Source organism: Pseudomonas sp. AP42 (assembly GCF_001728935.1).
In the GTDB taxonomy this organism is placed as follows: domain Bacteria; phylum Pseudomonadota; class Gammaproteobacteria; order Pseudomonadales; family Pseudomonadaceae; genus Aquipseudomonas; species Aquipseudomonas lactis.
This window is the reverse complement of record NZ_LYSO01000030.1, coordinates 1-26,095: the sequence shown is the minus strand read 5'-3', so window position 1 is coordinate 26,095 and position 26,095 is coordinate 1. Positions and strand designations below refer to the sequence as shown.

The window sequence follows — 26,095 nt, the reverse complement described above, 5'->3', positions numbered from 1 at the left end:
GGCTAAGCCTCGCGTTTGAGCTTCAAATGCCGCGCATACCATGGCCGCTGCGGTACACGTTTGAACAGGCCCTTGAGCAGCTCTTCATCGGCACCGAAGGTAATGCGCAGGGCCAGCTTCATGATCTCCGGATCCATTTCCATCGAACGCCCCTGCTGCAGCCCCGGCGTGGTGCTGCAGCCGTGGGTGTCCGGGCCCAGCCACGGGTCACCTATTTCGACCCAGCGGCCTGGCGCGAACCAGGCCACGCCGTTGACTTCCAGTCGGCTCACCTCACCTGGGTTGAAGCGCTCGTGGGCACGAAACCAGTCTTCGATGCGGTCATCGATCCAGCCGTGAAAATGCCAGAACACCGGGTTTACATGGGATGAAAACGGGTCGCCCAGGAAGTCGTTCTCCGGCGCATACCAACGTGCGGCAAAGTCTGCGGGGTCACGGGCGAAGGGTACCGGGGCGCCATTGGACGGGTCGCGGGGCACCGAGGCCCAGCGCATATGCAGCCAATCGTGCAGGCCCAGTTCCATTTCCGAGCCCAGTTGGCCCAGGCTCAACTTGGCCAGGTAGCGCGGATCGCGGTACTGGGATTCCCACACCTGAAAGTTGCTGTGGTAGGTCTCGGCCGCCTTGATATCGCTGACCCACTGGGTGTAGTCGGCGTCATCTGGCGCCGACCAACAGGGCGGCAGCGCGAAACCGTCGTGGTTGTCGAAGTAGCGCACAAAGCCCAGGCGATCGCGCTCCAACGGCGGTTGCGGCTCGGGGAATTGCGGCCAGGACGGCAAGTCCTGCATGGAACGTGCGGTGCCGAGCATGTGGCGGTGCATGAAGAAGAAGTCGATGCCCGAACCATTGCGGTCCTTGCGCTTGCCACGGGCGTCGCGCTCTTGGCCACGGGGTCCCGGTTGCCAGCCGATGCCGCGCAGGGCCTCGCGTTTTTCTTCGGAGAGTTTGTGCCATTGGTCACGGGTGGCGTGCCAGAGTTGGTGAAACAGCCGGTGCTCGGGAGAAATCAGCCAGGCCAGCAAGGTCGGGTTGAGGCCGATGCGCTGGCGGGCTTCGGGGAACAGTTGTTTATGGGCGATAAAACGGTTGTCGCGTTCGGTCAGCGCCAGGGGCCGCTCAAGGTCGAGGATGTGCCCGCTGAGGGTGGCGCTGCCGGCATTGCCGAAATCGGCCCAGACTTGATCCAGGGTCATCTTGAATTCATAGGCCGGCACGGCGCCGGCGGAATCACGGTCGATCAAGCGCCAATAGAGCACGGTGCCCTCGCCCGTCAGCAGGTCGCCCAAGACGCGGTAGCGCGGCTCGCCTTCAGCGCGCAGCTGCTCGGCGGTGTCCAGGTAACCGCGCAGGCCACGGCCACGGGGGGCGATGTCCAGCAGCAACTCCAGGCCTTGCAGCGGCAGGCCCGCAAGGCCGGCATCGCGGCCTTCCAGGCGCAGGCTCCAAACGCCCCGCAGGGTGTTCGCCAGGTGCTGGCCTTGGGTGTCGGCGAGGTCGACCGTGGCTTCGCCGGGGGTGATGGGAAACGCTTCTTCCCGTGTCAACTCGCGATGGGCATAAAAGGCCGCGGGCACGGCTGCACCGGTCAGCGCCAGGCCTGCGATGAACCCACGTCGAGAGATTGTCATTGGCTACCTTAGGAAACGGCTTGATCAGAGCTAGAACGTTTGCAGCCCGACGAAATTTACCGCCCTGCCCCCGCCACCTAAATTTTCCCCGCCATCGATCGTTCCTCCCTGATAGCAAAGGCCTCAACTGACTGAGATGGCAATGACAAAATCACGTTCGAAAAAGGCGCTGTATATCGGCCTGCCGCTGGCCCTGGCTATCGGCGCCGGGGCGGGCTTGCTGGTCTGGGATCAGTGGTTCAAGGGCAACGCCGGCTACCCGCTGGAGGTGATCAAGCAGGCCAATGAAATGCAGGATCGCCTGTTGTCATTCGACAGCCACATCACCCTGCCCCTGGATTTCGGCACGGCGGGCAATGAGGCCGACAAGGATGGCAGCGGCCAGTTCGACCTGGCCAAGGCTGCCCGCGGCCGATTGTCGGGTGCCGCGCTGACGATCTTCGGCTGGCCGGAAATCTGGAACGGCGCCAACGCCCCGCACAAGCCCACCGATGGTTTTGTCGAGGAGGCCCGCCACGAACAGGAGGTGCGCTACAAGATCATCTCCGGCATGGTGCGTGACTTTCCCAACCAGGTGGGCATCGCCTATACCCCGGACGATATGCGGCGCCTGCACGGCGAAGGCAAGTTCGCGATCTTTATCAGCATGCTCAACGCCTACCCCCTGGGCAATGACCTGAACCAGCTGGACTTATGGGCCGCACGCGGCATGCGCATGTTCGGCTTCAGCTACATCGGCAATAACGCCTGGTCCGACTCGTCGCGACCGCTGCCGTTTTTCAATGACTCCACCGACGCCCTCGAGGGCCTGTCGCCTATAGGCCAGCAAGCGGTGCATCGCCTCAATGACCTGGGGGTGATCATCGACGTGTCGCAGATGTCGACCAAGGCCCTGGAACAGGTCGCGCAGTTGAGCCGCACGCCGATGGTGGCGTCCCACTCGGCGCCACGGGCATCGGTGGACATCCCGCGTAACCTCAGTGACAAGGAACTGCAACTGATCAAGAACAGCGGTGGCGTGGTGCAAGTGGTGGGCTTCCCCGCCTACCTGCGCCCCTTGAGCCAGCCGACCCAGGACAAGCTCAACGTCCTGCGCGCACGCTTCGACCTGCCGCCACTGCCCAACCTGGCCATGGCCTTGATGCCCGGCGATGCAATCATTGCCGCCTGGCCCGAGCAACGCTTCGGCCAGTACGCCAGCGCGCTGTACGGCATTCTCGAGGAAGAACCCAAGGCCACCCTCAAGGACCTGGGCGATGCCATCGACTACACCGTGCGCAAGATCGGCATCGATCATGTCGGTATTGCCTCGGACTTCAATGACGGCGGCGGCCTCCAGGGCTGGGAGAACGTCGGCGAGGTGCGCAACGTCACCGCCGAACTGATCCAACGCGGCTACTCCGAAGCCGATATCGCCAAGCTGTGGGGAGGCAACTTCCTGCGGGTGTGGGAGCAGGTACAAAAATCCGCCAAGCCATTGGCCAATCGCTAACTACCATGAAGTAAGTCCATGACCGACCGCCGTACATTTCTCAAGCAGGCCGGCGTCTTTGCCGCGAGCCTGCCGCTGGGCACCGCATTGCTGCCTCAGGCAGTGGCCGCCGTTACGAACGACCCATGGACGGGATTGAAACAGCTGTTCAACCAGGACCCGAACTACCTGCATTTTTCCAACTTCCTGGTGGCCTCGCACCCAAGACCCGTGCGCGAAGCCATCGAGCGCTACCGCCAGCAGATCGACCGCAACCCCGGCCTGGCCATGGACTGGGACTTGCAGGAAACCTGGAAGCGTGAAGGCCAGGTGCGCGAGTGGGCCGGCCGTTACCTGAACGCCAAACCGGCGCAGATCGCCCTCACCGGCAGCACATCCGAAGGGCTGGCGATGATCTACGGTGGGATCAAGGTGCGCGCCGACCAGGAAATCCTCACCACGGTGCATGAGCACTACGCCACCGCGTTCAGCCTGGATTTCAGGGTGCGCAAGGAGCGGACCCAGGTACGTAAAATACGCCTGTTCAAAACCCCCAATCAGGTCTCGGCCGATGAAGTGCTGGGCAACATCCAGCGTAACATTCGCCCCAACACCCGCGTGCTGGGCATGACCTGGGTGCAGTCCGGCAGCGGCGTGAAACTGCCCATCGGTGAGATCGGCAAGCTGGTGGACGAACACAATCGCAACCGTGACGAGCCAGATCGTCTGCTCTATATCGTCGATGGCGTGCACGGCTTCGGCGTGGAAGACCTCGACTTCCCAAGCATGCACTGCGACTTCTTCATCGCCGGTACTCACAAGTGGATGTTCGGCCCGCGCGGCACTGGCCTGGTGTGCGCCCGCGAGACCGAAAACAAATACGTCACACCGATGATTCCGACCTTCTCCGAAGACAAGGACTTCGCCACGACCATGACGCCCGGTGGCTACCACGCCTTCGAGCATCGCTGGGCCGCCGATGAAGCCTTCAAGTTGCACCTGCAACTGGGCAAGGCGCCGGTGCAGGCACGTATCCATGCCCTCAACACCGAACTCAAGGACCAACTGCTGGCCCACCCGCAGATCGAACTGGTGACACCGCGCAGCCCCGAGCTGTCAGCGGGTTTCACCTTTTTCCGAGTCAAGGATCAGGACAGCGATGCCGTCGCGGCCTACCTGATGAAAAACCGCGTGGTGGTGGACGCAGTGGACCGTGACGTTGGCCCGGTGATTCGCACCTCACCGGGCCTGCTTAACAACTCCGATGAGATCCAGCGCTTCATGACCCTGCTGAGCCAGCGGCTATGACCCTTTTCCCTTTGAACGAGACGCCTTCATGACGCCATTCCGACTCAAACCGCTCACCGCATTGGCCCTCACTGCCCTGTGCGGCGCCCTGCTGCCCGGCCTGGCCCAAGCCGCCGCCCCCCAACCGGGCAAGGTGTTCAAAGACTGCAAGGACTGCCCGGAAATGGTGGTGCTGCCCGCCGGCACCTTCACCATGGGCACGCCCGAAGACGAAGTGGGCCGCGAGCCCGACGAAGGCCCGATGCATGAGGTGACCTTCGCCAAACCGTTCGCCATGAGCCGCTTCCATATCACCGCCGGCGAATGGGACAGCTACGTGCGCCAGACCGGAGTCAAGATCGCCAATGGCGACGACCGCCCCGGCCGTGAATGCATCGCCAGCAAGCCGCGCTACCCCCAGGGGCCACGTCAGCCGGCGGTGTGCATGGACATGGACGACATCAAGCAGTACGTGAGCTGGTTGTCGAAGAAGACCGGGCACACCTACCAAATGGTCAGCGAAGCCCAACGCGAATACGCCGCCCGCGCCGGCACCAGCGGCCCGTTCCCTTTCCCGTTCGACGAAGGCAAGGGCTACAGCATCGCCCAGCACGCCAACACCTACGGCCCGGCGGACGGCTACAGCTATTCGTCGCCCGTGGGCAGCTACCCACCGAATGCGTTTGGCATGTATGACATGCACGGCAACGTGTATGAGCGGGTGGCTGATTGCGAGCACCCCAACTACGTCGGCGCACCGACGGATGGCAGTGCGTGGGTGGAGCCCAACTGCGAGGCCTACCAGATTCGCGGCAATGACTGGGGCGAGGCGCCGGTGTTTTCACGCTCGGGCAATCGCAACAACATCTACCCGCAAACGCGCGGGGATTGGATCGGTTTTCGGGTCGTGCGCGAACTCTAATACCTTGTAGGAGCGAGCTTGCTCGCGAAAAACTCACAGACGCCGCGCTTATTCAGGAAACGCAAGTAATCGTTGACGTTTTTCGCGAGCAAGCTCGCTCCTACAGGGTTCAGCCTTGCTTGGCCAACAGCTCCAAGCCTTCATGCAGTGCCGGGAACAGGCTGTTGTTGAAGTTGTTCCAGCGCAGCTCAAGGATGGTGTCCTCGGGCGAAATCTCGGTCTTGAGCACGTCGTGGAACACCTCTCCCGAATCGATGCCATTATCCACGTAGTGGAATGACGCACCCGTCCAATACAACGGTTCGCACGCCTGCGTCGCTTTGCTCGCCCAGTCGGTGATCGCCTGCCCACGTGCGCCGTACAGCGCATTCCAGGTGGCGTACGCCCCACGGCGTTCGTACGGCGACTCTAGGCGGGTGATGCCCGGATGAATGTTCATGATGCGCCGCGCAAACGGCGCACCCGGGCGCACCAGCTCGTCGAGGATCACCAGCAAACCATCCAGCACCACGATGTCAGCCTTCAACTCCACCAGGGTGTCATGCAGGCGACGCTCGAAATCCTGCTTGCCGGCGACATGTTCGGCGCTGCCCCGTGGCAGGCGGCGATAGGTCGACGGCACGCTCAGCAGCAGGTCATTGACCAACGTGCCCTGCACACGCAAATCCGCCGGGTACAGCCACTGGCGACCCGGCTGGTAAGCAAAGCCATAGTCCGCCACCAACTGCTGGTCCCGCGGGTTTTGCTCATCGTCGTCATACACCACGCCCACCAGGTTGTAAGCCTCGCCCAGCGGCGTGTCGTTGAGCGAGCCCACCAGAAACTCCAGCACCGATTTCATATAGCGCTCGTGGTCTTTATAGGCCACCGGCTGCCCCGCCTTGTCGGCGGCGGCATTTCTCAGGGACCAGACATACACCAGGTTCTTTTTCGTCATGTGTTTCGCTCTCGCTCAAAGGGCCACGCACGGCATTGATACGCGTGCGCCTACAGAACAAGAACGAACCAGGCCCCGGGTAATTTATCGCCCACGGCCACCGCCCGGCACGCCGCGCTAAATAGTCCCGCCACAGCTTCGTTTGTCATGGGTAAGGGTCTGTGTGCCCAGCCCCCTCTTTTTCACTTTCCGGGAAGTATTTATGACCGACCCCAAGCGCGGCGCCTTCAAAGGTTTGCTCGCATTGCTCAGGCCCTTTCGTACCATCGTGACGGTCTCCGTCGCCCTTGGCATGGCGGGCGGCCTGGCCATTACCTTGCTGTTGGCGACGATTAACACTGCGCTGCATTCGTCTACCGGCATGACACAGGGGGTAATCCTGACCTTTGCTGCACTTTGCCTACTGGCCCTGACCAGCTCGATCGTTTCCGATATCGGCACCAACTACGTCGGACAACGGATCATTGCCGCCCTGCGCAAAGATCTCGGCGAAAAAGTCCTGTCAGCACCCATTGAACAGATTGAACAGTATCGTTCCCATCGCCTTATCCCGGTACTGACGCACGACGTCGATACCATCAGCGACTTTTCCTTTGCCTTCACCCCACTGGCCATCGCTACGACCGTGACCCTGGGCTGCCTTGGCTACCTGGCATACCTGTCGGTACCGATGTTCCTGATGATGGTGGTGGCAATCATCATTGGCAGCAGCGTGCAGTTCATTGCCGGCGCAAAAGGCATTCGTGGCTTCGACGAGGCCCGCGATCAAGAAGACGAGCTGCAACGCTATTATTCGGCGATCGCCTCAGGCGCCAAGGAGCTGCGTATCCATCGGCCACGCCGCTACCGCATGAACACTCACCGCATCCAGGAAACCGCCGACCGCATCAGCGATATTCAGGTGCGTTCGGTGAACATCTATATAGTCGCCAAAACCTTCGGCTCGATGCTGTTCTTCGTCGTCATCGGCCTGGCCCTGGCAATGCAAGCCTACAATCCGAATCCAGACCCGGCGGTGATTACCGGTTTCGTGCTGGTGCTGCTGTACATGAAGGGTCCGCTGGAACATGTGGTGGGTTACCTGCCGATCATCGGCAAGGCGCGCATTGCGTTTGCACGCATTACCGAACTGTCCGAACGCTTTTCCTCCCCCGAGCCGCACTTGCTGATGGACGGCAGCGAAGCGCCAATACCCGTGGTGCACAGCCTGGAATTGCGCGGTGTGAGCTACAGCCCGCCGCCAGTGGAAGGCAGCCAGCCGTTCCACCTGGGGCCGATAAACCTGAACATCAAGCAGGGCGATATCGTGTTTATCGTCGGCGAAAACGGCTGTGGCAAGACCACCCTGATCAAGCTGTTGCTGGGCCTGTATCAACCCCACGCCGGCGAAATCCGCCTCAACGGCGAAACCGTGACCGACCCGGCACGCGACGACTACCGACAACTATTCACCACGGTATTCGCCGACTACTACTTGTTCGATGACCTGGTCCAAGGCAGCGCCACTCAATCGCTGGACAGTGCCGCAAGGTACCTTGAGCGCCTGGAAATCGCGCACAAGGTCAGCGTCAAGGACGGCGTGTTCAGCACCACCGACCTCTCCACCGGCCAGCGCAAACGCCTGGCACTTGTGAATGCCTGGCTGGAAGAGCGCCCCGTGCTAGTGTTCGACGAATGGGCGGCCGACCAGGACCCAGCCTTTCGCCGCGTGTTCTATACGGAGCTGCTGCCGGACCTCAAACGCCTGGGCAAGACCATCATTGTGATCAGTCATGACGATCGCTATTTCGATATTGCAGACCAGTTGGTGCGCCTGAGTGCTGGGAAAATCGTCACTGAACTGGAGCCGGCATAAATTTTTCCGGTTTAGGTGGGTGGGAACGTCTCATATGCATCAATGAGAATTAACCGCATTAAGCACTCCTCTGCCAACACTTAAAAAGAGAACAATCCATGCCAGTACGGCTTGCCCTCAGCCCCTTGAGCGCCGCAGTATCCATGCGGCGGGCCTTGAAATTAAACGTTTTGCCCAGCGCCCTGGCCCTTGCGGTCAGCCTGCCGGTGGCGGGCTATGTCCAGGCGCAAGAGTTCGAATTGAACATCCCGGCGCAACCTTTGAGCACGGCATTGCAGGTATTCGGTCAACAGGCCGATCTGCAGATTCTATACAGCCCGGACATGGTTAAAGACAAACACAGCAGCGCCGTCAACGGCAAGATGGATCCCGTGGCCGCCATCGAGCGCCTCCTGGCAGGGACGGGTGTCAGTTACAGCCTGCAAGGCAGCTCGATGATCATCAATGCCCCAAGCGCCGCCACAGACGCTTTGCAACTGGGGGCTACCCAGATCAATGCCAACCAATTGGGCACCATTACCGAAGGCTCCGGTTCTTATACGCCGGGCACTATCGCGACCGCCACCAAGATGGTGCTGACGCCGCGTGAGACGCCTCAGTCGATTTCAGTGGTTACTCGCCAGACTATGGATGACTTCGGTCTGAACGGCATTGACGATGTGATGCGCCACACCCCGGGTATTACCGTCTCCACGTTCGACAGCGAACGAACCAACTACTATTCCCGGGGCTTCCCGATCCAGAACTTCCAATACGATGGCGTGCCAACAACGCGTAACGAAGGTTACTCGGCCGGCCAGACGTTGAGCGATATGGCAATCTATGACCGCGTCGAAGTCCTCAAGGGCACTACGGGCCTGATGACCGGCGCCGGTGGCCCTGGCGGCACCATCAACCTGGTACGCAAGAAGCCTACCGCTGAGTTCCAGGGACATGTGAGCCTCGGCGCTGGGTCGTGGGACAATTATCGTTCAGAGCTGGACGTGGGCGGCCCGCTGACCGAAAGCGGCAACGTTCGCGGACGCGCCGTGGTCGCCTATCAGGACAAGCATTCGTTCATCGATCACTATGAACGCAAGACCAATGTCTACTACGGCATCCTTGAGTTCGACCTGACCCCGGATACCCTGCTGACCATTGGCGCCGACTACCAGAACAATGACCCCAAGGGCTCGAGCTGGTCGGGGAGCCGTTCACTGTTTGATGGCATGGGTAACGACATCAAGTTCGACCGAGGCTACAACAACGGTCCTAAATGGAGCAGTTGGGGTCAATACAGCCGCAGTGTATTCGCGACCCTGGAACATGCCTTGGATAACGGTTGGATCGCCAAGGCCAACTACAGCAACCAGCTCAATGGCTATAACGCGCCGCTGGGGTACGCATCCCCTATTTCGGGCACTACCGACAGAGCGTCGGTCTACGGCTCCAAGTTCACCGGCAAGACCATCAGCAACAACGCAGACTTCTACCTGTCCGGGCCGTTCAGCCTGGGTGGGCGTGAACATCAATTGGTTGTCGGCTCTTCAGTCTCGCGCTCGCACTGGGAAGGCAATGACTATTACGGCTACGAAGCGACTTACAGGGACAGCAACAACTTCCCCCTCTATGAGTGGGACGGTGACAGCCTGGAGCCGGCCTGGGGCCCTGCCCACGAGAAAGACGATATCACCCGTCAGGCGGCCGTCTACTTCTCTACACGCCTGAGCCTCACCGACGACCTGTCCCTGCTGCTTGGTTCACGCTTGACCGACTACCGAGTAACCGGCACCAACGACTCGCGTGAGACCGGCAAGCTCATCCCTTATGCGGGCCTGGTGTACGACCTCAACGAAAATTTCTCGTTGTACGGCAGCTACACCTCCATCTTCATGCCACAACAGTTGCGGCCAGATCGCAATAACAAGATGGTCGAACCGGACGAAGGCGAAAACTATGAACTGGGGGTGAAGGGCGAATTCTATGATGGCCGCCTGAACGCCAGCCTCGCCTACTTCGAGATTCACGAGTCGAATCGGGCCGAGGAAGACACCGAGTACAACAACAACATGCCCGCCAACTCGCCTGTCGAGTGGGCCTACAAAGGCGTCCAGGCGACGACCAAGGGATATGAGGCCGAGATCTCCGGTGAACTGCTGCCTGGATGGCAAGTGCAGGCCGGCTACACCCACAAAGTGATCCGCGATGACGATGGCAAGAAGTTCTCTACCTGGGAGCCTCAGGACCAGCTCAACTTCTACACCAGCTACAAGTTCACCGGCGCGCTCGACAAACTCACCCTCGGCGGCGGTGCTCGTTGGCAGGGAGAGGCCTGGCAAGATGTCTATAACAGAGGCAAAAGTGCCACTCAACGGTTCTCCCAAGACCCATACTGGCTGGTTGACGCCATGGCACGCTACCAAATCAGCAAAAACCTGTCCGCCACGATCAACGTCAACAACGTGTTCGACAAGCGCTATTACACCAACATTGGTTTCTACACATCGTCATACTCCGGCGACCCACGCAACGTTATGCTGTCGACCCGCTGGGACTTCTGACCTGGCTGGTTGAACATCCGCAACACCCAACACCCTGCGCAGGCCGAACCTTCGCAGGGTGTTTTTTTAGGTGTTGGCGGCCTTGTACTTGCCACAAAAAAGCCCCAGGACACTCTACGCGGCCTGGGGCTTTTTGCTCTGCCCGTAATTACTCCATAGCCTTCACAAAGCTGCGCACAAACTCGGCGTTGTCGATGATGCGTTCATGGTCTGCGTCAATCACTACCGACCGCACCACACACGCCCCGCCAATCACCTTTTCCATGCTGGCTTCGATCAATGCCTTGTGCTGGCCTGCACGACTCATGGCCGCCCACCAGCAACTCACCGGTGCCTTGAGTGGCTTGAAGTCAGCCTGCTCCATGCGTTTGAACAACGTGCGATCGACTTCCCAGGAGACCCGAGCCTCATTACCACCCAGCAACGCTTGCTTGATATCGCAGAAGGTCTCACCCAGAGTCACCTCGGCCCATTCTTCGAAGCGTGCCCATTGCTGGCTCTGATCAGCATCGCCCGCCTGCAGATCGTGCCAGGCAGCCTGGATCACCTCGGCAAACGCGGGGAACATCACGCCGAGTAGCGCCACCCGTCGTTCCATATCAGAAACTTCGCTGTCATCGGTGATGACTGCCGCCTCCCAATAAGGTGCAAGCCAGCGCGGTGGCGAAGCGTCGATCCAGCCGACAAACTCCACTTGCCGCCCCGCTTGCTCCAAGCCATAAGCGACCTCCACCGCCAGGTTGCCACCCAGTGACCAACCGGCCAAACGGAAGGCCCCCTCAGTCTGAGCCTCCAACAACTGTGCAGTGTAGTCCTCAATCATGCCAGCCCAAGAGGGTACTTCGGCGCCCTCCTCGGCCAGTGCACGGCAGATCACCCCCACCACCGGTCGCTGCTCGCGTAGCGCCAGAGCGACAGCCTTGTAACAGTGCACCGAGCCGTAACTGGGGTGAAACAGGTACAGCGGCGTGCCTTGGGTGCAGCTGTTAAGCGGTACCAACAGCGAACGGCGCGTCTTGCCTTCAAGGCAGTCGACCTGCGCGCGTACGGTCGGATTGAGCATCAACTGGCTGACCGAAAGGCTGATACCACTGGCTTTGCGAATCCGCTCCTTGAGCATCAATATGCGCAGCGAGTGACCACCCAACTCGAAGAAGTTGTCGTTCACTCCCACCGACTCCACGCCCAATACATCGCTCCAGATGGCAGCGACTTTGCGTTCCATCTCGCTCTTGGGTGCTTCAAAACGCTGGGTAGATTGCACGTCAGGCTTGGGCAATGCCTTTCGGTCCAATTTGCCATTGGGGCTCAAAGGCATCTGTTCCAATACCAGCCATTGCGCGGGCACCATGTAATCCGGCAGATGAGCTGCCAAGTGCGCACTGAGGGTTTCACGCCAGTCATCGCTCTGTGCCTGCAACACCAGGTAACCCACCAAGTGCTTACCGTCCACCGCCAGCACGGCGGCTTCTCGTACCCAATCATGTTCCAGCAATCGCGCTTCAATTTCACCCAGCTCAATACGCATACCGCGCAGCTTGACCTGATGGTCAATACGCCCAGCGTACTCAATCACTCCATCCCCACGATAGCGGGCCAGGTCGCCGGAGCGGTACAGACGCTCCCCCTGGATGAACGGGTGGGCGATAAACCGTTCGGCAGTCAAGCCTGGCCTGCAGTGATAACCACGCGCCAGGCCCATACCGCCGATGAACAACTCGCCCAGCACCCCCGCTGGCACCGGCTCCAGGTTACTGTCCAGCACATAGCAGCCCAAGTTGCCGATCGGCTTGCCGATTGGCACAGCATCACGCCCTTCGTCCAGACAGGTCCAGTGGGTCACGTCGATAGCGGCCTCGGTCGGACCATATAGGTTGTAAAGGCCGACCTGCGGCAACTTGGCGAACACTTGCTGCTGCGCATCCACCGGCAATGCCTCGCCACTGCACACGACACGCAGCAGGCTGGTGCAGGACGACGCGCCAGTATCCTGCAGGAACGCTTGCAACATAGACGGCACAAAATGCAGGGTAGTGACCTGTTCTCGGTTAATCAGTTCGATCAGCTTGGCCGGGTCACGATGGTCACCCGGCGCCGCGACCACCAGGCGTGCGCCGGTCATCAGTGGCCAGAAGAACTCCCATACCGATACATCAAAACTGAACGGGGTTTTCTGCAACACGGTATCGCTGATGTCCAGGGCATATGCCTCCTGCATCCAACACAGGCGGTTAGTCAATGCACAATGCCGGTTGCCCGCGCCTTTAGGCTGGCCGGTAGAGCCGGACGTGTAGATTACGTAGGCGAGGTTTTCGCCATCAAGCGCAACACCCGGGTTGGCCTCGCTGTAAGCCTCCAACCCGCTTTCACCCAATACCAGGGTTTCCAAGCCGGCTGGTATCGGCAGTTGCTCGCGCAAGTGTGCCTGGGTCAGCAGTAATTTCACGCCGCTGTCATCCAGCATATACGCCAGCCGTTCACGCGGGTATTCCGGGTCCAGTGGTACGTAGGCACCACCGGCCTTAAGCACCGCCAACAGACCGACGACCATCTCAATCGAGCGATCCACGGCTAGGCCAACCAGCACGTCCGGACCCACGCCCGCTTCAATCAAACGATGGGCGAGGCGGTTGGCGCGGCAATTCAATTGGGCGTAACTCAGGCACTGTGCGCCAAATACCAAGGCAGGAGCTTGTGGCGCCAGGGCGACCTGCTGTTCGATCAGTTCGTGCACGCTGCGTTGCAGCGGGTATTCGCGCGCCGTCGCATTCCAGTCTTCGACGATCAGTTTGCGCTGGGCAACGGGCAACGATGGCAGGTCCGCCAGCCGCTCCACGTGTGCCAGTGTCAACGCCTGCAGCAACTGCTGGAAATGCTCGGCCAGATGGGTAATGTCGCGCTTGTCGAACGAGGCGTGATCGTAATTGAACTCCACGGACAGGCTGTCGCCCATGGCCAGCAATACGGTCAAGGGGTAGTGAGTCTGCTCCAGGCTGTCCATCTCACCAAAACGCAGGCCGGCCGGGGCCCCCTGCTCCAAGGCCTCGGACACCGGGTAATTCTCGAATACCAGGATACTGTCGAACAGCGCTTCGCCCGCCAGGCCAGCCCAGCGCTGAATTTCGAACAGCGGTGTGTGCTCCTGTTCGCGCAGACGCAGGTTCTGCGCCTGTACCTGCTGCAGCCAGGCATCCACGCTCAGTTGTGGGCTGGGCGTCGCTATCACTGGTAGCGTGTTAATGAACAGGCCGATCTGCTGCTCGATGCCCGCTAACCCAGCCGGACGCCCCGCCACCGTAGCACCGAATGCCACGGTGTCGAGACCCGTATGCCGTTGCAGCAACAAGAGCCAGGTGCTCTGCACCAGGGTGTTGAGGGTGACCTTATGGCGCTGGGCAAACGCCTTGAGCTGCTCGGTGGCCGCCCGCTCCAGCGTCAGCCGGTGAATGCCGTTGATCTGGGCTGCGGCTTGCTCGCGCTTCACCACGCGTGACAGTCGCGTTGGTTCTCGCAGACCCGCCAGTTGTGCCTTCCAGAAGGCTTCGCTGGTGAACGGATCCTGGACCTGCAACCAGGCGATGTAGTCGCGGTAACGCCCATTCGGCGCACGCGCCGGCTCACCCGCGTAGTGCTGCATGACCTCACCAAACAACTGCGAGGCACTCCAGCCATCCATCAGAATATGGTGATTGGTGTAAACCAGATGGTGAGTATCAGGTCCCGTACGCACCACCACAAGGCTCAATAAAGGCGCCTGCTCAAGCACAAAGCCCTCGGCGCGTATGGTTTCGGCCATTGCATCGAGCGCTTCGATGCAGTCAACGCGATGCTGCCAGTCGTGCTCGACCAAAGGCACGTTCACCGACTTATGAACGACTTGCAGCGGCTGCCCGAACTCGGTCTGCCAGAGGAATGCCGTGCGCAAAATAGCGTGGTGCTCCATGGCAACTTGCCAAGCGGCTTGGAACCGTGCGACATCCAGCCCTTGTATGTCGACGCGCATCTGGTTTATGTAGTCGCCGGAACCCTGGCCATACAGGGACTGAAACAGCATGCCCTGTTGCATCGGTGACAGCGGGTAGATGTCCTCGACGCGGCTCAATGGCAGCGATAAGCCGTCCAACTGTGCCTGATTCAAGCCCGCCAGCGGGAAGTCCGATGGCGTAGCGCCAATGTTCTCAGGCTGGCAGCAATGCTCAATCACGGCCTTGAGCTCATCGGCATAGGCATCGGCCAATGACTGGATGATCGCTGGCTCGAACATGTCCTGGCTGAAACTCCAAGTCATGTTCAATTCGCCGCCATACACTTGACCGTTGATTTCCAACCAGTTACCCAAGGATGCCTCGGGGCTTTGATCGGCACCGGCAGCATCACCGGACGGCGCGAACAGCCCTTGCTCTTCGCGGCCCTCAAAGCTGGTGTCGAACTGGCCCAGGTAATTGAAAGTAATGCGCGGCTGTGGCAGACGCGCCATGGCTTCACGCACCGGCGCTTGTCCCAGGTAACGCAAGGCACCGAAGCCGATACCTTTGTCGGGAATCGCGCGCAGTTGCTCCTTGATCCCCTTCAGCGAGCCCGCCAGGGTTTGCTCCGGTGTCAGCTTTACCGGATAGATGCTGGTGAACCAGCCAACGGTGCGAGTCAGGTCGATATCATCGAACAGGTCTTCGCGGCCATGTCCTTCCAGACGGATCAGGGTCGACGCGTGGCCGGTCCACCGCCCGATTACCCGAGCCAGCGCAGTCAGCAACAAGTCGTTGATCTGAGTACGATAGGCCCCCGGTGCATCCTGCAACAGGCGACGGGTATGGGGAACGTCCAGATGAGTGGTCGCGCTGGCAGCATAACGGTTGCTCAAACTGGCATCCGACTTGGCGCCCGGCAAATCCGCTTCGGCACCCTGCAAGCGTGCTTGCCACCTCTCCAGCTCCAGGCGCAGCGCTTCACCTTGGGCGTACTGCTGCAGGCGCTGGGCCCAGTCGCGAGTAGAACTGGTCTTGGCCGGTAATTCTACGGCCGCGCCACGGGTGAGCTGACGGTAGGCGGTCTGCAGGTCTTCAAGCAGAACCCGCCACGACACGCCATCTACCACCAGGTGATGGATCACCAACAGCAAACGCTGGGAACCGTCGTTCAATTGCGCCAGCACCGCGCGCATCAAAGGACCGTGGCTGAGGTTCAGGCTGCGCTGCGCCTCTTCACCCAATGCTGTGAGTCCATCAATGTCATGCAGCCTGCTTTGCCACAGCACGACATCGGCCTGATGCTGCTCGGCACCGCGATAGACGCTCTGCCAGCCGTGCGTACCTGAGTGGAACTGCGAACGCAGAGCATCGTGGTGCACGATCAACGCCTGCAACGCCTGAATAAGGGTTTCCGGGTCGAGGCGCTCATGGGGCTGCAACACCACCGATTGATTCCAGTGATGACGCTCGGCAATCTCATCGGCAAAGAACGCTTGCTGGATCGGTAACAGCATTGCCTCGCCACTCAAAGCAGCCTGGCTGATGCTCGGCCCTTCGACACCCTGTCGCGCAACACCGGCCAGGCTTTGTACAGTCTGGTGCAGGAACACGTCCTTTGGTGTAAACCGAATACCGGCTTGCCGCGCCCGGCTGACCACTTGAATAGAAATGATCGAATCACCGCCCAACTCGAAGAAGTTGTCATTCAAACCCACTTGCGGTAGGCGAAGCACGTCGGCCCAGATCGCCGCGAGCTGGTGCTCCAACTCGCTCTGCGGTGCCACATAGGCTTGCTGCAACAAGCTGGCGTCAGGTTGTGGCAACCCTTTGCGGTCCAGTTTTCCGTTGGGGGTAAGCGGCATGTCGGCCAGGAACATGAAGTAGGTTGGCACCATGTAGTCTGGCAGTCGGGTTTTCAAGGCGCGGCGCAGGTTGTCCCGCAACTCGGCTTCATTGGCCAGGCTGGCGCCGGCCGGCACCACATAGGCCACCAACTGTTTACCAGTCGGCCCGTCCTGAGCCACCACCACGGTTTCACCCACATTGTCCTGTTCACGCAGACGCGCTTCGATTTCCCCCAGTTCGATACGGAAACCCCGGACCTTCACCTGATGGTCCACACGCCCCAGGTAATCCACCACGCCATCCGGACGCCCACGGGTCAGGTCGCCGCTGCGATACACCCGGCTGCCGGGCTTGCCGAACGGGTCCGGCACGAAGCGTTCGGCGGTTAACGCTGGACGCTCCAGATAACCCCGGGCCACGCCCTCGCCGCCCAGGTACAACTCGCCGGCTACGCCGATGGGTTGCAGATTGAGTTGCGCATCCAGAACATAACCGCTGCGGTTGCCCAGCAAGGTGCCGATGGGCGCGTAGACGGCTCCGCAAGGGTCGCCCTTGCGTGCCTTCCACAGCAGCGGCGTGACCACGGTTTCGGTCGGGCCGTAGCCGTTGAACAGGTATTTGGGTTTCAGCGCGCGCCACGCCAGGTCATAGCTGGCTTGAGCAACGGCATCACCACCGAAGCAGTACACCCGCACTGCCGGCGGGTTGCCGTCGCGCTCGGCATGTTCGGCCAACTGTTGCAGGTACACCGGTGGGAACACCGCCATGGTCACGTTGTGGCGATGCATTTGCTCATAGGTGTATTCCGGCAGCCACAGGCTGTCATCACGGATCAACACGCTGGCGCCATTGATCAGCGGGTGCATCCAGCCTTCGTGGGAGCCGTCGAAGGCGAAGGACATGAAGTGCAGTTCGCAATCGGCCGGTGAGGTCTCATAACGCTCGCCAGTGGCAATGATATGCGCCACCAGCGGGCCGTGTGACACCGCCACGCCCTTGGGCAAACCGGTGGAGCCCGAGGTGTAGATCACGTAGGCGAGGTTGTCGCCGTCCAACGCCACATTCGGGGCCGTATCGCTGTAACCGGCCCACTCTTCGGTGCGATCAATCGCCAGGGTATCCAGGCCCTCGGGGACCGGCAGTTGCTGCAACGCCCGGCTGTGGGTTAGCAACAGTTGCGCACGGCTGTCTTGCATCATGTACAGCAGGCGATCACGCGGGTATTCGATATCCAGCGGCACATACACGCCACCGGCTTTCATCACCGCCAGGAACGCCACCATGCTCTCGGCACTGCGCGGCATGGCAATAGCCACCCGCACTTCCGGGCCAACACCACGGGCGATCAGCGCATGGGCCAGGCGGTTGGCCTGGCGATCCAGCTCGCCGTAACTCAGGGTTTGAGCATCGAATTTCACCGCCACCGCGTCCGGGGTTTCCCGGGCGCGATCACCGACCAATTCGTGTACCAGCCGCTCGGCCGAGAAGCCGGCATCGGTCTGGTTCCACAGTTCAAGGATCTGTTGTTGTTCGTCCTGGCCCAGTAGATTCAGTTGACTGATGGACTGCTGTTGGTCAGCAACCATAGCCTGCAACAGGTTCTGCCAGTGCACAGCCATGCGCTCGATGGTCGCCGGGGCAAACAGATCAGTGGCATATCCCAACGAGGCACTCAGCCCCTCGCCCCAGTCGTGAACGTCCAGATCCAGGTCGAAATGTGCGGTATGACTGTTCCAGGCCAGCCCTTCGACATGCAGTTCGCTCGACGCTTGCTGCGTGAAGCGCTGACGGCTGGCGGCCTGGAAGTTGAACATTACTTGGAACAATGGGTTCAGGCTCAGGCTGCGCTCCGGCTGCAGCGCCTCCACCAATTGTTCGAACGGCAGGTCCTGATGGGCCTGTGCGTCCAGTGCCCGCTGCCGGACCTGACGCAGCAACTGGGTAACGCTCGTTTGCCCATCGATATCGGCCTTGAGCACTTGGGTGTTGACGAAGAAGCCTATAAGCCGCTCGGTTTCAGCGCGGTTGCGGTTGGCGATCGGCACGCCGACGCGGATGTCTTGCTGGCCACTGTAGCGATGCAGCAACGTTTGGAACGAAGCGAGCAGCAACATGAACAGCGTCACGCCTTCGCGCTGAGCCAAGGTGTTCAGATCAGCAACCAACGTGGTCGGCAATTCTATAAGCAAACGCGCGCCGCGATGGCTTTGCTCCGCAGGACGCAGGAAGTCGAACGGCAGTTCGAGCACAGGTTGCTCACCGCTCAGCAGGTCGCGCCAGTAGTCGAGTTGACGCGCTTTCTCGCCAGCCTCCATCCAATCACGTTGCCATACGGCGTAATCGGCGTATTGGATCGGCAACGCAGGCAGTTGCAGATCCCGGCCCTGGCTGAACGCGCTGTACAGCTGCACCAGTTCCTCGACCATGACTTGCATCGACCACCCATCGGAGACGATATGGTGCTGCACCAACACCAGTACATGGTCATCCGCGGCGAGGCGCAGCAAATCAACACGCAGCAGCGGTTCATGCTCCAGGTTGAACGTACGGGCAATCTTCGCTTCCACGGTGGCTTGGAGGTCCGCCTCCAGCACGTCGCTGCGGGTGATTGCAACAGGCGCAGGCTCACCTACAACTTGTACAGTTCCGTGGTTTTCCTGGCGCACCAGCGTACGTAAGCTCTCATGACGTGCCACCAGGCGATCAAAGCTGTGTTGCAAGGCGGTTTGATCCAGCGGGCCCTTCAGGCGCAGCACGCTGGGTACGTGGTAAGCGGCACTGTCTGGGTCCAGTTGCCAGAGAAACCATTGGCGTTCCTGGGCATACGACAACGGCAAACCTCGGTCACGCGCCACGGGAACCAAAGCTGGCGCTTTCGCACCTTTAGTATCTTCAAGCGCCAGCAACGCCTCGACAAATCCTTGCAAGCGTGGCTGCTCAAATAGCACCTTGAGCGGCACTTCCAATCCCAGCGTCTGGCGTAACCGTGAGGCTACCTGCATGGCCAGCAGCGAATGCCCGCCCAGCTCGAAAAAGTGATCGGTAAGGCCGACCCGCTCCACACCCAGGATATCGGCCCAGATCGACGCCACTTGGCGTTCGAGATCACTGACCGGCGCCACCCAGGTTTGCAATGACAGACTGGCGTCGGGTTTTGGCAATGCCTGGCGATCCAGCTTGCCGTTGGGGTTCAGCGGCAGGTGTTCAAGAAACATCAGGTGGGCCGGCACCATATAGTCCGGCAGTTGCTCGCGCAGCATTGCTTTGAGTGCTTCGCCCAACGCGTCGTTGTCCGATTGCTCGGCCACCAGATAAGCGAGCAACTGGTTGTCCGCCGCCATCACCACAGCTTCGCGGACGCTGGCCTGGGCCAGCAACAAGGCTTCGATTTCTCCCAGCTCGATACGGAAACCGCGGATCTTCACCTGATGATCGACCCGCCCGACGTATTCGATCACACCGTCGGCACGGTAGCGCGCCAAGTCGCCGGTGCGGTATAGCCGCCCACCGTGACCGCTGAACGGGTCGGCGACAAAGCGTTCGGCCGTCAGCAGCGGACGGTTCAGATAGGCACGCGCCAAGCCGCAGGCGCTGCCGATATACAACTCACCCACGGCGCCCAGAGCTGCAAGGTTGAGGTCGCGGTCCAGCACATACAGAGCGCGCCCTGGCAGAGAGCGTCCAATCGGGCTGGCGGTGGCGCCTATCAACTTATCGCCCGAGGTGCAGTCCAGGACACTGGAAACCACCGTGGCCTCCGTCGGCCCGTAGGTGTTGAGCAGACGCACATGACCTAGCCCTGCCCGCAACCATTGCGCGGGACCGTCCAGCGGCATGGCTTCGCCACCGATATGCACTTGCCTCAGGGCACCATAGCTACGTGGCCCTGCCGCCAGACAGTCGAGCAGAAACAGGTTCCAGTAAGCGGTCGGCAAGTCGGCCAGGGTAATGCTCTGCTCCAGGATTTCGCTGTACAGCCGCCCGCTGTCCCAGAGTTCCGGCCCGCGCAGAACCACGGCGGCGCCATGGGTCAGCGCCGGGTACAACTGTTCAACGAAACCATCGAAGTTCAGAGTTGCGAACTGCAGTACGCGGTCATCGGGGGTCAGCTTCGAATAGTCGGCGGCTATAGCCGCGAACTCGTTCAAGGCGCCATGGTCGATTGCCACACCCTTGGGTTTGCCGGTCGAGCCGGAGGTGTAAATCACATAGGCCAGATTGTCCGGGTGGACGGTTACGTCGAGGTTGCTCTCGGCGTACGACTCCAGTGAGGACGTGTCAATCGCCAAGACTGCCACCCCCTCGGGCAGCGCCATGGGTACATGGGACTGAGTCAGCACCAGGCGCACGCCGCTGTCGTCGAGCATATGAGCCAGGCGTTCGCGCGGGTATTGCGGATCGAGGGGCACGTAGGCGCCACCCGCCTTGAGGACCGCCAGCAGGCTGACCACCATGGCAAAGGATCGCTCTACCGCGACACCCACCAGCACTTCCGGCCCAACGCCTTGGGCTACCAGGCAGCGAGCCAGGCGATTGGCTTGCCGATTGAGCGCGTCATAGCTCAGCGACTCGCGGTTGAGCACCAGCGCGGTGGCTTGCGGACGTTGCAGTACCTGAGCTTCGAACAGCCGATAAACGCCGGCATGCCATTGCGCTGCCGGGCTGCTGGTGTTCCAGGCGTGTAGCAGCGTGTGCTGTTCTTGGGGCGCCAGTAGCGGCAGGCGCGCAATCTGCTGGCTAGGCGTTTTCACAACCGCTTGTAATACACCAAGCCAGTGCTGGGCCATGCGTTCGATGGTGAGTGCGTCGAACAGGTCCGTCGCATAAGTCAGCGACGCCCAGAGCCCATCGGCGGACGCCTGGGTATCCAGGCTCAAGTCAAAGTGTGCGGTGTGGCTGTCCCACGCCAGGCCCTCGACCTGTAAACCTGGAACCGACTGCATGCCTGGCTCGCCGCGTGCGTCGGTCTGGTGATTGAACATCACTTGGAACAAAGGGCTATGGCTCAGACTGCGTTCGGGCTGCAACGCCTCCACCAATTGCTCGAACGGCAGGTCCTGATGTGCCTGCGCATCAAGAGCCGCATGCTTGACCTGCTGCAATAACTCAACAAAGGACAACTCGCCGCTGATATCGGCCTTGAGCACCTGGGTATTGACGAAGAAACCGATCAGGCGCTCGGTCTCGACCCGATTGCGGTTGGCAATCGGCACGCCGACGCGGATATCCGATTGGCCGCTGTAGCGATACAACAAGGTTTGGAAAGACGCCAGCAACAACATGAACAGGGTCACGCCCTGGCTCTGGGCCAACGCCTGCAGCTCATTTGCCAGTGCTGTATCGAACGCCAGGTCCAGACGTGCGCCGCGATGGCTTTGCACCGCCGGGCGCGGATGATCCAGTGGCAATTCCAATACCGGCTGCTCACCGGCCAGGCGCTCGCGCCAATAGGTCAATTGTCGCGCCTGCTCGCCCGCCTCCATCCAGCCACGCTGCCACACCGCATAATCAGCATACTGCACAGGCAGCGCTGGCAACCGAAGCTCCAGGCCCTGGCTGAATGTCCCGTAACTTTGCACCAACTCTTCGACCATCACCTCCATCGACCAGGCGTCGGAAATGATGTGATGCTGCACCAACACCAGCACATGGTCATCCACAGCCAGGCGCAACAACTTAACCCGCAGCAACGGGCCTTTGCACAAGTCAAACGGCCGGGCAATTTCTGCTTCGACCAGGGCCTTTAAGGCTACCGGCTCATCACTGTGCAAGCTCTCGCGGTCGATCAGCAGCGCAGACGGCGGAGCGATCCGCTGTACCGTTCGCTCGCCATCGAGCGCAAACACGGTACGCAGGGACTCATGACGCTCAAGCAAGCCATCAAAGCTGCGCTGCAAAGCCTCGTCATCCAGCGCACCCCGCAAGCGCAGGGCCGCTGGAATGTGGTAGGCCGCACTCTGCGGTTCCAGTTGCCAGAGGAACCACTGCCGCTCCTGGGCATAGGACAGAGCCAGGGGCTGATCACGCCCTAAACGAATAATTGGAGGTGAGTCCAGCGCGCCCGTTGACAGCGCCTGTACAAAACGCCCCAGCACCGGCTGCTCGAACAGCGCTTTCAAAGGCACTTCAATACCCAGCGCCTGGCGTACCCGAGACACCACCCGTGTGGCCAGCAGGGAATGCCCGCCGACTTCAAAAAAGTGGTCTTCCAACCCCACCTGTGCCAACCCCAGAACCTCAGCCCAGATCGCGGCGACCTGACACTCCCGCGCGGTGATCGGTGGCACAAAGCGCTTTTGCAGGGCCGCAGCGTCGGGCTTAGGCAGCGCTTTACGGTCGAGTTTTCCGTTGGGTGTCAAAGGCATCCGCTGCAGAAAGACCAGATAGGCCGGCACCATGTAGTCCGGCAACTGTTCACGCAGAGCGGCTTTGAGCTGTTCGCGAAGGCTGGCCTGCTGCTCCTCCGGCACCGGCTGATGGGCGATCACATAAGCCAGCAATTGGTCATGCTCGGCCACCACCACGGCTTCGCGCACGGCGGGTTGCTCACGCAGGCACGCCTCAATTTCCCCCAGTTCGATACGAAACCCGCGCACCTTGACTTGATGGTCGACGCGGCCGATGTACTCGACCACGCCCTCCTCGCGATAACGCGCCAGGTCGCCCGTGCGATACAACCGTTGGCCGTTGCACGCGAAGGGATCGGGCACAAAGCGCTCGGCGGTCAGCGCCGCCCGCCCGTGATATCCACGGGCCAGGCCAACACCGCCGATCAGCAGTTCGCCGCTGACCCCGACCGGGCATGGCGCGAGCTGGGCATTGAGTATAAACAGTGACGTGTTGGCAATCGGACGACCGACAAAAGGCAGCGGCTCAACCAAGGGGTGGGCCGCCGACCAGATGGTGGTTTCGGTCGGACCATACAGGTTCCACACCGCACCCTGCTGGGCCAGCATGCGCTCAGCCAGATCCGCCGGCAGCGCCTCGCCGCCGCACAGGCACTGGACCCCATGCAACAAGGTACGGCGCTCGCTGTCCAGCAACATGCGCCATGTCGAGGGGGTGGCCTGCACCACATTGATGGAGTGCGCATGCAACAGGCTCAGGATTGCTTCCGGATCCTGGGCCACGTCTTTATCCGCCACAACCACCGTCGCGCCCACCGACAGCGGAACGTAGAGTTCAAGCGCGAAAATGTCGAAAGAGAACGTCGTCAGCGACAGCAGCCGCGCCGTCGCGTCGATGTTTAAGGTCTGCGCCATGCCTTGGGTGAAACTGTCCAGTGCGCCGTGGCGCACCATCACACCCTTGGGCTTGCCGGTAGAACCGGAGGTGTAGATCACATACGCCAAGTGCTCGTCGATCAGCTCGACATCGGGATTATCACTGCTGTAGTGGGCGTCCTCGTGCTCACCCATAAACAGCACCTGCTGATCTGCCGCCAGGGGCAGACGCTCATGCAAGTTACCAGCGGTCAGCAGCACATGTGCACGGCTGTCTTCGAGCATAAACGCCAGTCGATCGGCCGGAAACTGCGGGTCCAACGGTACATAGGCACCTCCCGCCTTGAGCGTCGCCAGCAAGGCCAGCACCATGTCCACCGAACGGTCCAGGGCGACAGCCACCAAGCTGTCCAGGCCGACACCTGCTGCGCGCAAACGATGGGCCAGGCGATTGGCGCGCTGGTTCAGTTCTGCATAGCTCAGCGCCTGACCATTGCATACCAACGCCGTCGCCTGCGGACAGGCAAGCACCTGTGTTTCCAGCAAGCGATGCACGCCCACATTCTGAGGAGGTGCCTGATACGTCTGGTTCCAGTCGCGCATCAACTGCTGCCACTGCGTATCGTCTAGCAACGGCAGCTCACCGACCCGGCGATTGCAGTCCTGAACCACCTGGTGCAACAAACGGTGCCAGTGCGCGAGGAAACGCTCAAGGCCCGGCGCGTCGAACAAGTCGGTGGCATAGGTCAGTGAGGCCTGGATACCGTCAGCCGACTCTTGGGTATCGAGGTTAAGGTCAAACTGAGATGTCTTGCTTTCCCATTCCAATCCCTGCACGTGCAGCCCTGTAACGCTGCCGCCGCCGCCCTGGGTGTCGGTCTGGTGGTTGAACATCACTTGGAACAGTGGGTTGTAGCTCAGGCTACGCTCCGGCTGTAGCGCTTCTACCAATTGTTCGAACGGCAAGTCTTGATGGGCCTGGGCTTCCACCGCGCGCTGGCGGGTCTGTTGCAGCAATTGGCGAAAAGTCATCTGGCCGTCAATGTCGGCCTTGAGGATCTGGGTGTTGACGAAAAAACCGATCAAACGTTCGGTTTCGACCCGGTTACGGTTGGCCACCGGCACGCCGATGCGGATATCACCCTGACCGCTGTAGCGATGCAGCACGGCCTGGAACGACGCCAGCAGCAGCATGAAGATCGTTACGCCCTCGCGCTGTGCCAGGGCCTTGAGGCCCGTCACCAGTGACGCTTCGAGTGCCAGGTCGAGCCGCGCGCCCCGGTAGCTTTGCACTGCGGGCCGTGGCCGGTCCATCGGCATCTCGAGTATCGGTTGCTCGCTGCCGAGCATCCCGGTCCAGTAACCCAGTTGGCGCTCGCGCTCCCCCGCCTCCATCCAACTGCGCTGCCACAGCGCGTAGTCGGCGTATTGGATCGGCAAGTCCGGTAACTGCAAGTCTCGGCCCTGTACATTGGCGGCATACAGTTGCACCAGTTCGTCGACCATTACCTGCATCGACCAGCCATCGGAGACGATGTGATGCTGCACCAGCACCAGCACATGCTCCTGGGGCGCCAGGCGCAGCAACTTGACCCGCAACAACGGGCCTTGCTGCAAATCGAAGGGCTGGGCAATCTCAGCTTCTACCAAGCCTTTGAGGTCAGACTCCCGGGCGTCGACCAACGCAATGTCCACCTGCACCTGTTCGACAATGATTTGCAGGGCACTGTCACCGTCCTCCTGCAAGTGCGTGCGCAGGCTTTCATGGCGCGCCACCAGCGTGTCGAAGCTGCGTTGCAATGCCGGCACATCCAGGTGGCCGCTCAGGCGCAATGCTCTAGGCACTTGATAGGCAGTGCTCTGCGGCTCCAACTGCCACAAAAACCACTGCCGCTCCTGGGCGTAAGAGAGTCGAAGTGGCTCGCCTTCCTGGCGCTTGAAAACCGGGGCGATCTCAAACAGGTTGATACCTTGCTGCTTGAGCATGACCGCCAACGCTTTCTTTTGCTGCGCCGAAAGTGAACCTACCGACTCGATTAATGCTTGCACGCCACGCCCCTCAGGAAATCAATTTATCCAAATCTTCTGCTGATAGACGTTTGAGGGCCTCCAAGGATTTAGCCAATGCGTCCTGCACGGGCGAATTATTTGTTTGCTGGGCCATGACGTAGGCACTGAACTCGGCCAGGCTCGGGGTGGTGAAGATCGACTTGACGTCGAATTCGGCATGCAATTGCTCACGCAGGCGCACCACCACCTGGGTGGCTAACAGGGAGTGTCCGCCCAGTTCAAAGAAGTTATCGTTCATGCCCACACGCTCGACTTCCAGTACTTGGGCCCAGATCGCCGCAATCTGTTGCTCCAGCTCACTGCTCGGCGCCACATACTCACGGGCTTGCACATGGGCATTGGCTTT

At 60.7% G+C, this 26,095-nt stretch carries 9 protein-coding genes; 5 read left to right on the top strand and 4 right to left on the bottom strand.

From position 1 onward, the window contains the following. Positions 1-2 precede the first annotated feature (2 nt). Positions 3-1,631: a PvdJ/PvdD/PvdP-like protein gene (locus tag A7K61_RS13530; protein WP_069557760.1), complete on the bottom strand. Its 1,629-nt coding sequence runs from the start codon at positions 1,629-1,631 to the stop codon at positions 3-5. 142 nt (positions 1,632-1,773) lie between these two features. Here A7K61_RS13530 and pvdM point away from each other — a divergent pair, with 142 nt between their 5' ends. The 3 genes from pvdM to A7K61_RS13515 are packed head-to-tail and all read left to right on the top strand — an operon-like array spanning position 1,774 to position 5,311. Next, positions 1,774-3,123, top strand: coding sequence for a pyoverdine-tailoring dipeptidase-like protein PvdM (pvdM, locus tag A7K61_RS13525; RefSeq protein ID WP_069557759.1), 1,350 nt, complete (start codon positions 1,774-1,776; stop codon positions 3,121-3,123). Positions 3,124-3,141: 18 nt separating this feature from the next. Then, positions 3,142-4,410 (top strand): aminotransferase class V-fold PLP-dependent enzyme, encoded by a 1,269-nt coding sequence (locus A7K61_RS13520; RefSeq protein WP_069557758.1) that lies wholly within the window; start codon positions 3,142-3,144, stop codon positions 4,408-4,410. Between the two features lie 28 nt (positions 4,411-4,438). Further along, positions 4,439-5,311: a formylglycine-generating enzyme family protein gene (locus A7K61_RS13515; RefSeq protein WP_069557757.1), complete on the top strand. Its 873-nt coding sequence runs from the start codon at positions 4,439-4,441 to the stop codon at positions 5,309-5,311. Positions 5,312-5,420: 109 nt separating this feature from the next. Here the strand turns inward: A7K61_RS13515 and A7K61_RS13510 are convergent, their stop codons facing one another. Beyond that, positions 5,421-6,248: a N(5)-hydroxyornithine transformylase PvdF gene (locus A7K61_RS13510; protein WP_044274493.1), complete on the bottom strand. Its 828-nt coding sequence runs from the start codon at positions 6,246-6,248 to the stop codon at positions 5,421-5,423. Positions 6,249-6,450: 202 nt separating this feature from the next. On the opposite strand from A7K61_RS13510, the gene A7K61_RS13505 reads away from it, so the two are divergent. Both A7K61_RS13505 and A7K61_RS13500 read left to right on the top strand, forming a co-directional pair. Next, positions 6,451-8,103: a cyclic peptide export ABC transporter gene (locus A7K61_RS13505; protein WP_044274496.1), complete on the top strand. Its 1,653-nt coding sequence runs from the start codon at positions 6,451-6,453 to the stop codon at positions 8,101-8,103. Positions 8,104-8,201: 98 nt separating this feature from the next. Next, a complete protein-coding gene (locus tag A7K61_RS13500) occupies positions 8,202-10,643 on the top strand; it encodes a TonB-dependent siderophore receptor (protein WP_003191933.1) in 2,442 nt (813 codons plus the stop codon). A gap of 148 nt (positions 10,644-10,791) precedes the next feature. Here A7K61_RS13500 and A7K61_RS13495 read toward each other — a convergent pair whose 3' ends face one another. Then, positions 10,792-25,728 (bottom strand): non-ribosomal peptide synthetase, encoded by a 14,937-nt coding sequence (locus tag A7K61_RS13495; protein ID WP_069557756.1) that lies wholly within the window; start codon positions 25,726-25,728, stop codon positions 10,792-10,794. Between the two features lie 10 nt (positions 25,729-25,738). Beyond that, positions 25,739-26,095 (bottom strand): phosphopantetheine-binding protein (locus A7K61_RS13490; protein WP_256557835.1); only part of this gene is annotated, 357 nt, incomplete at its 5' end.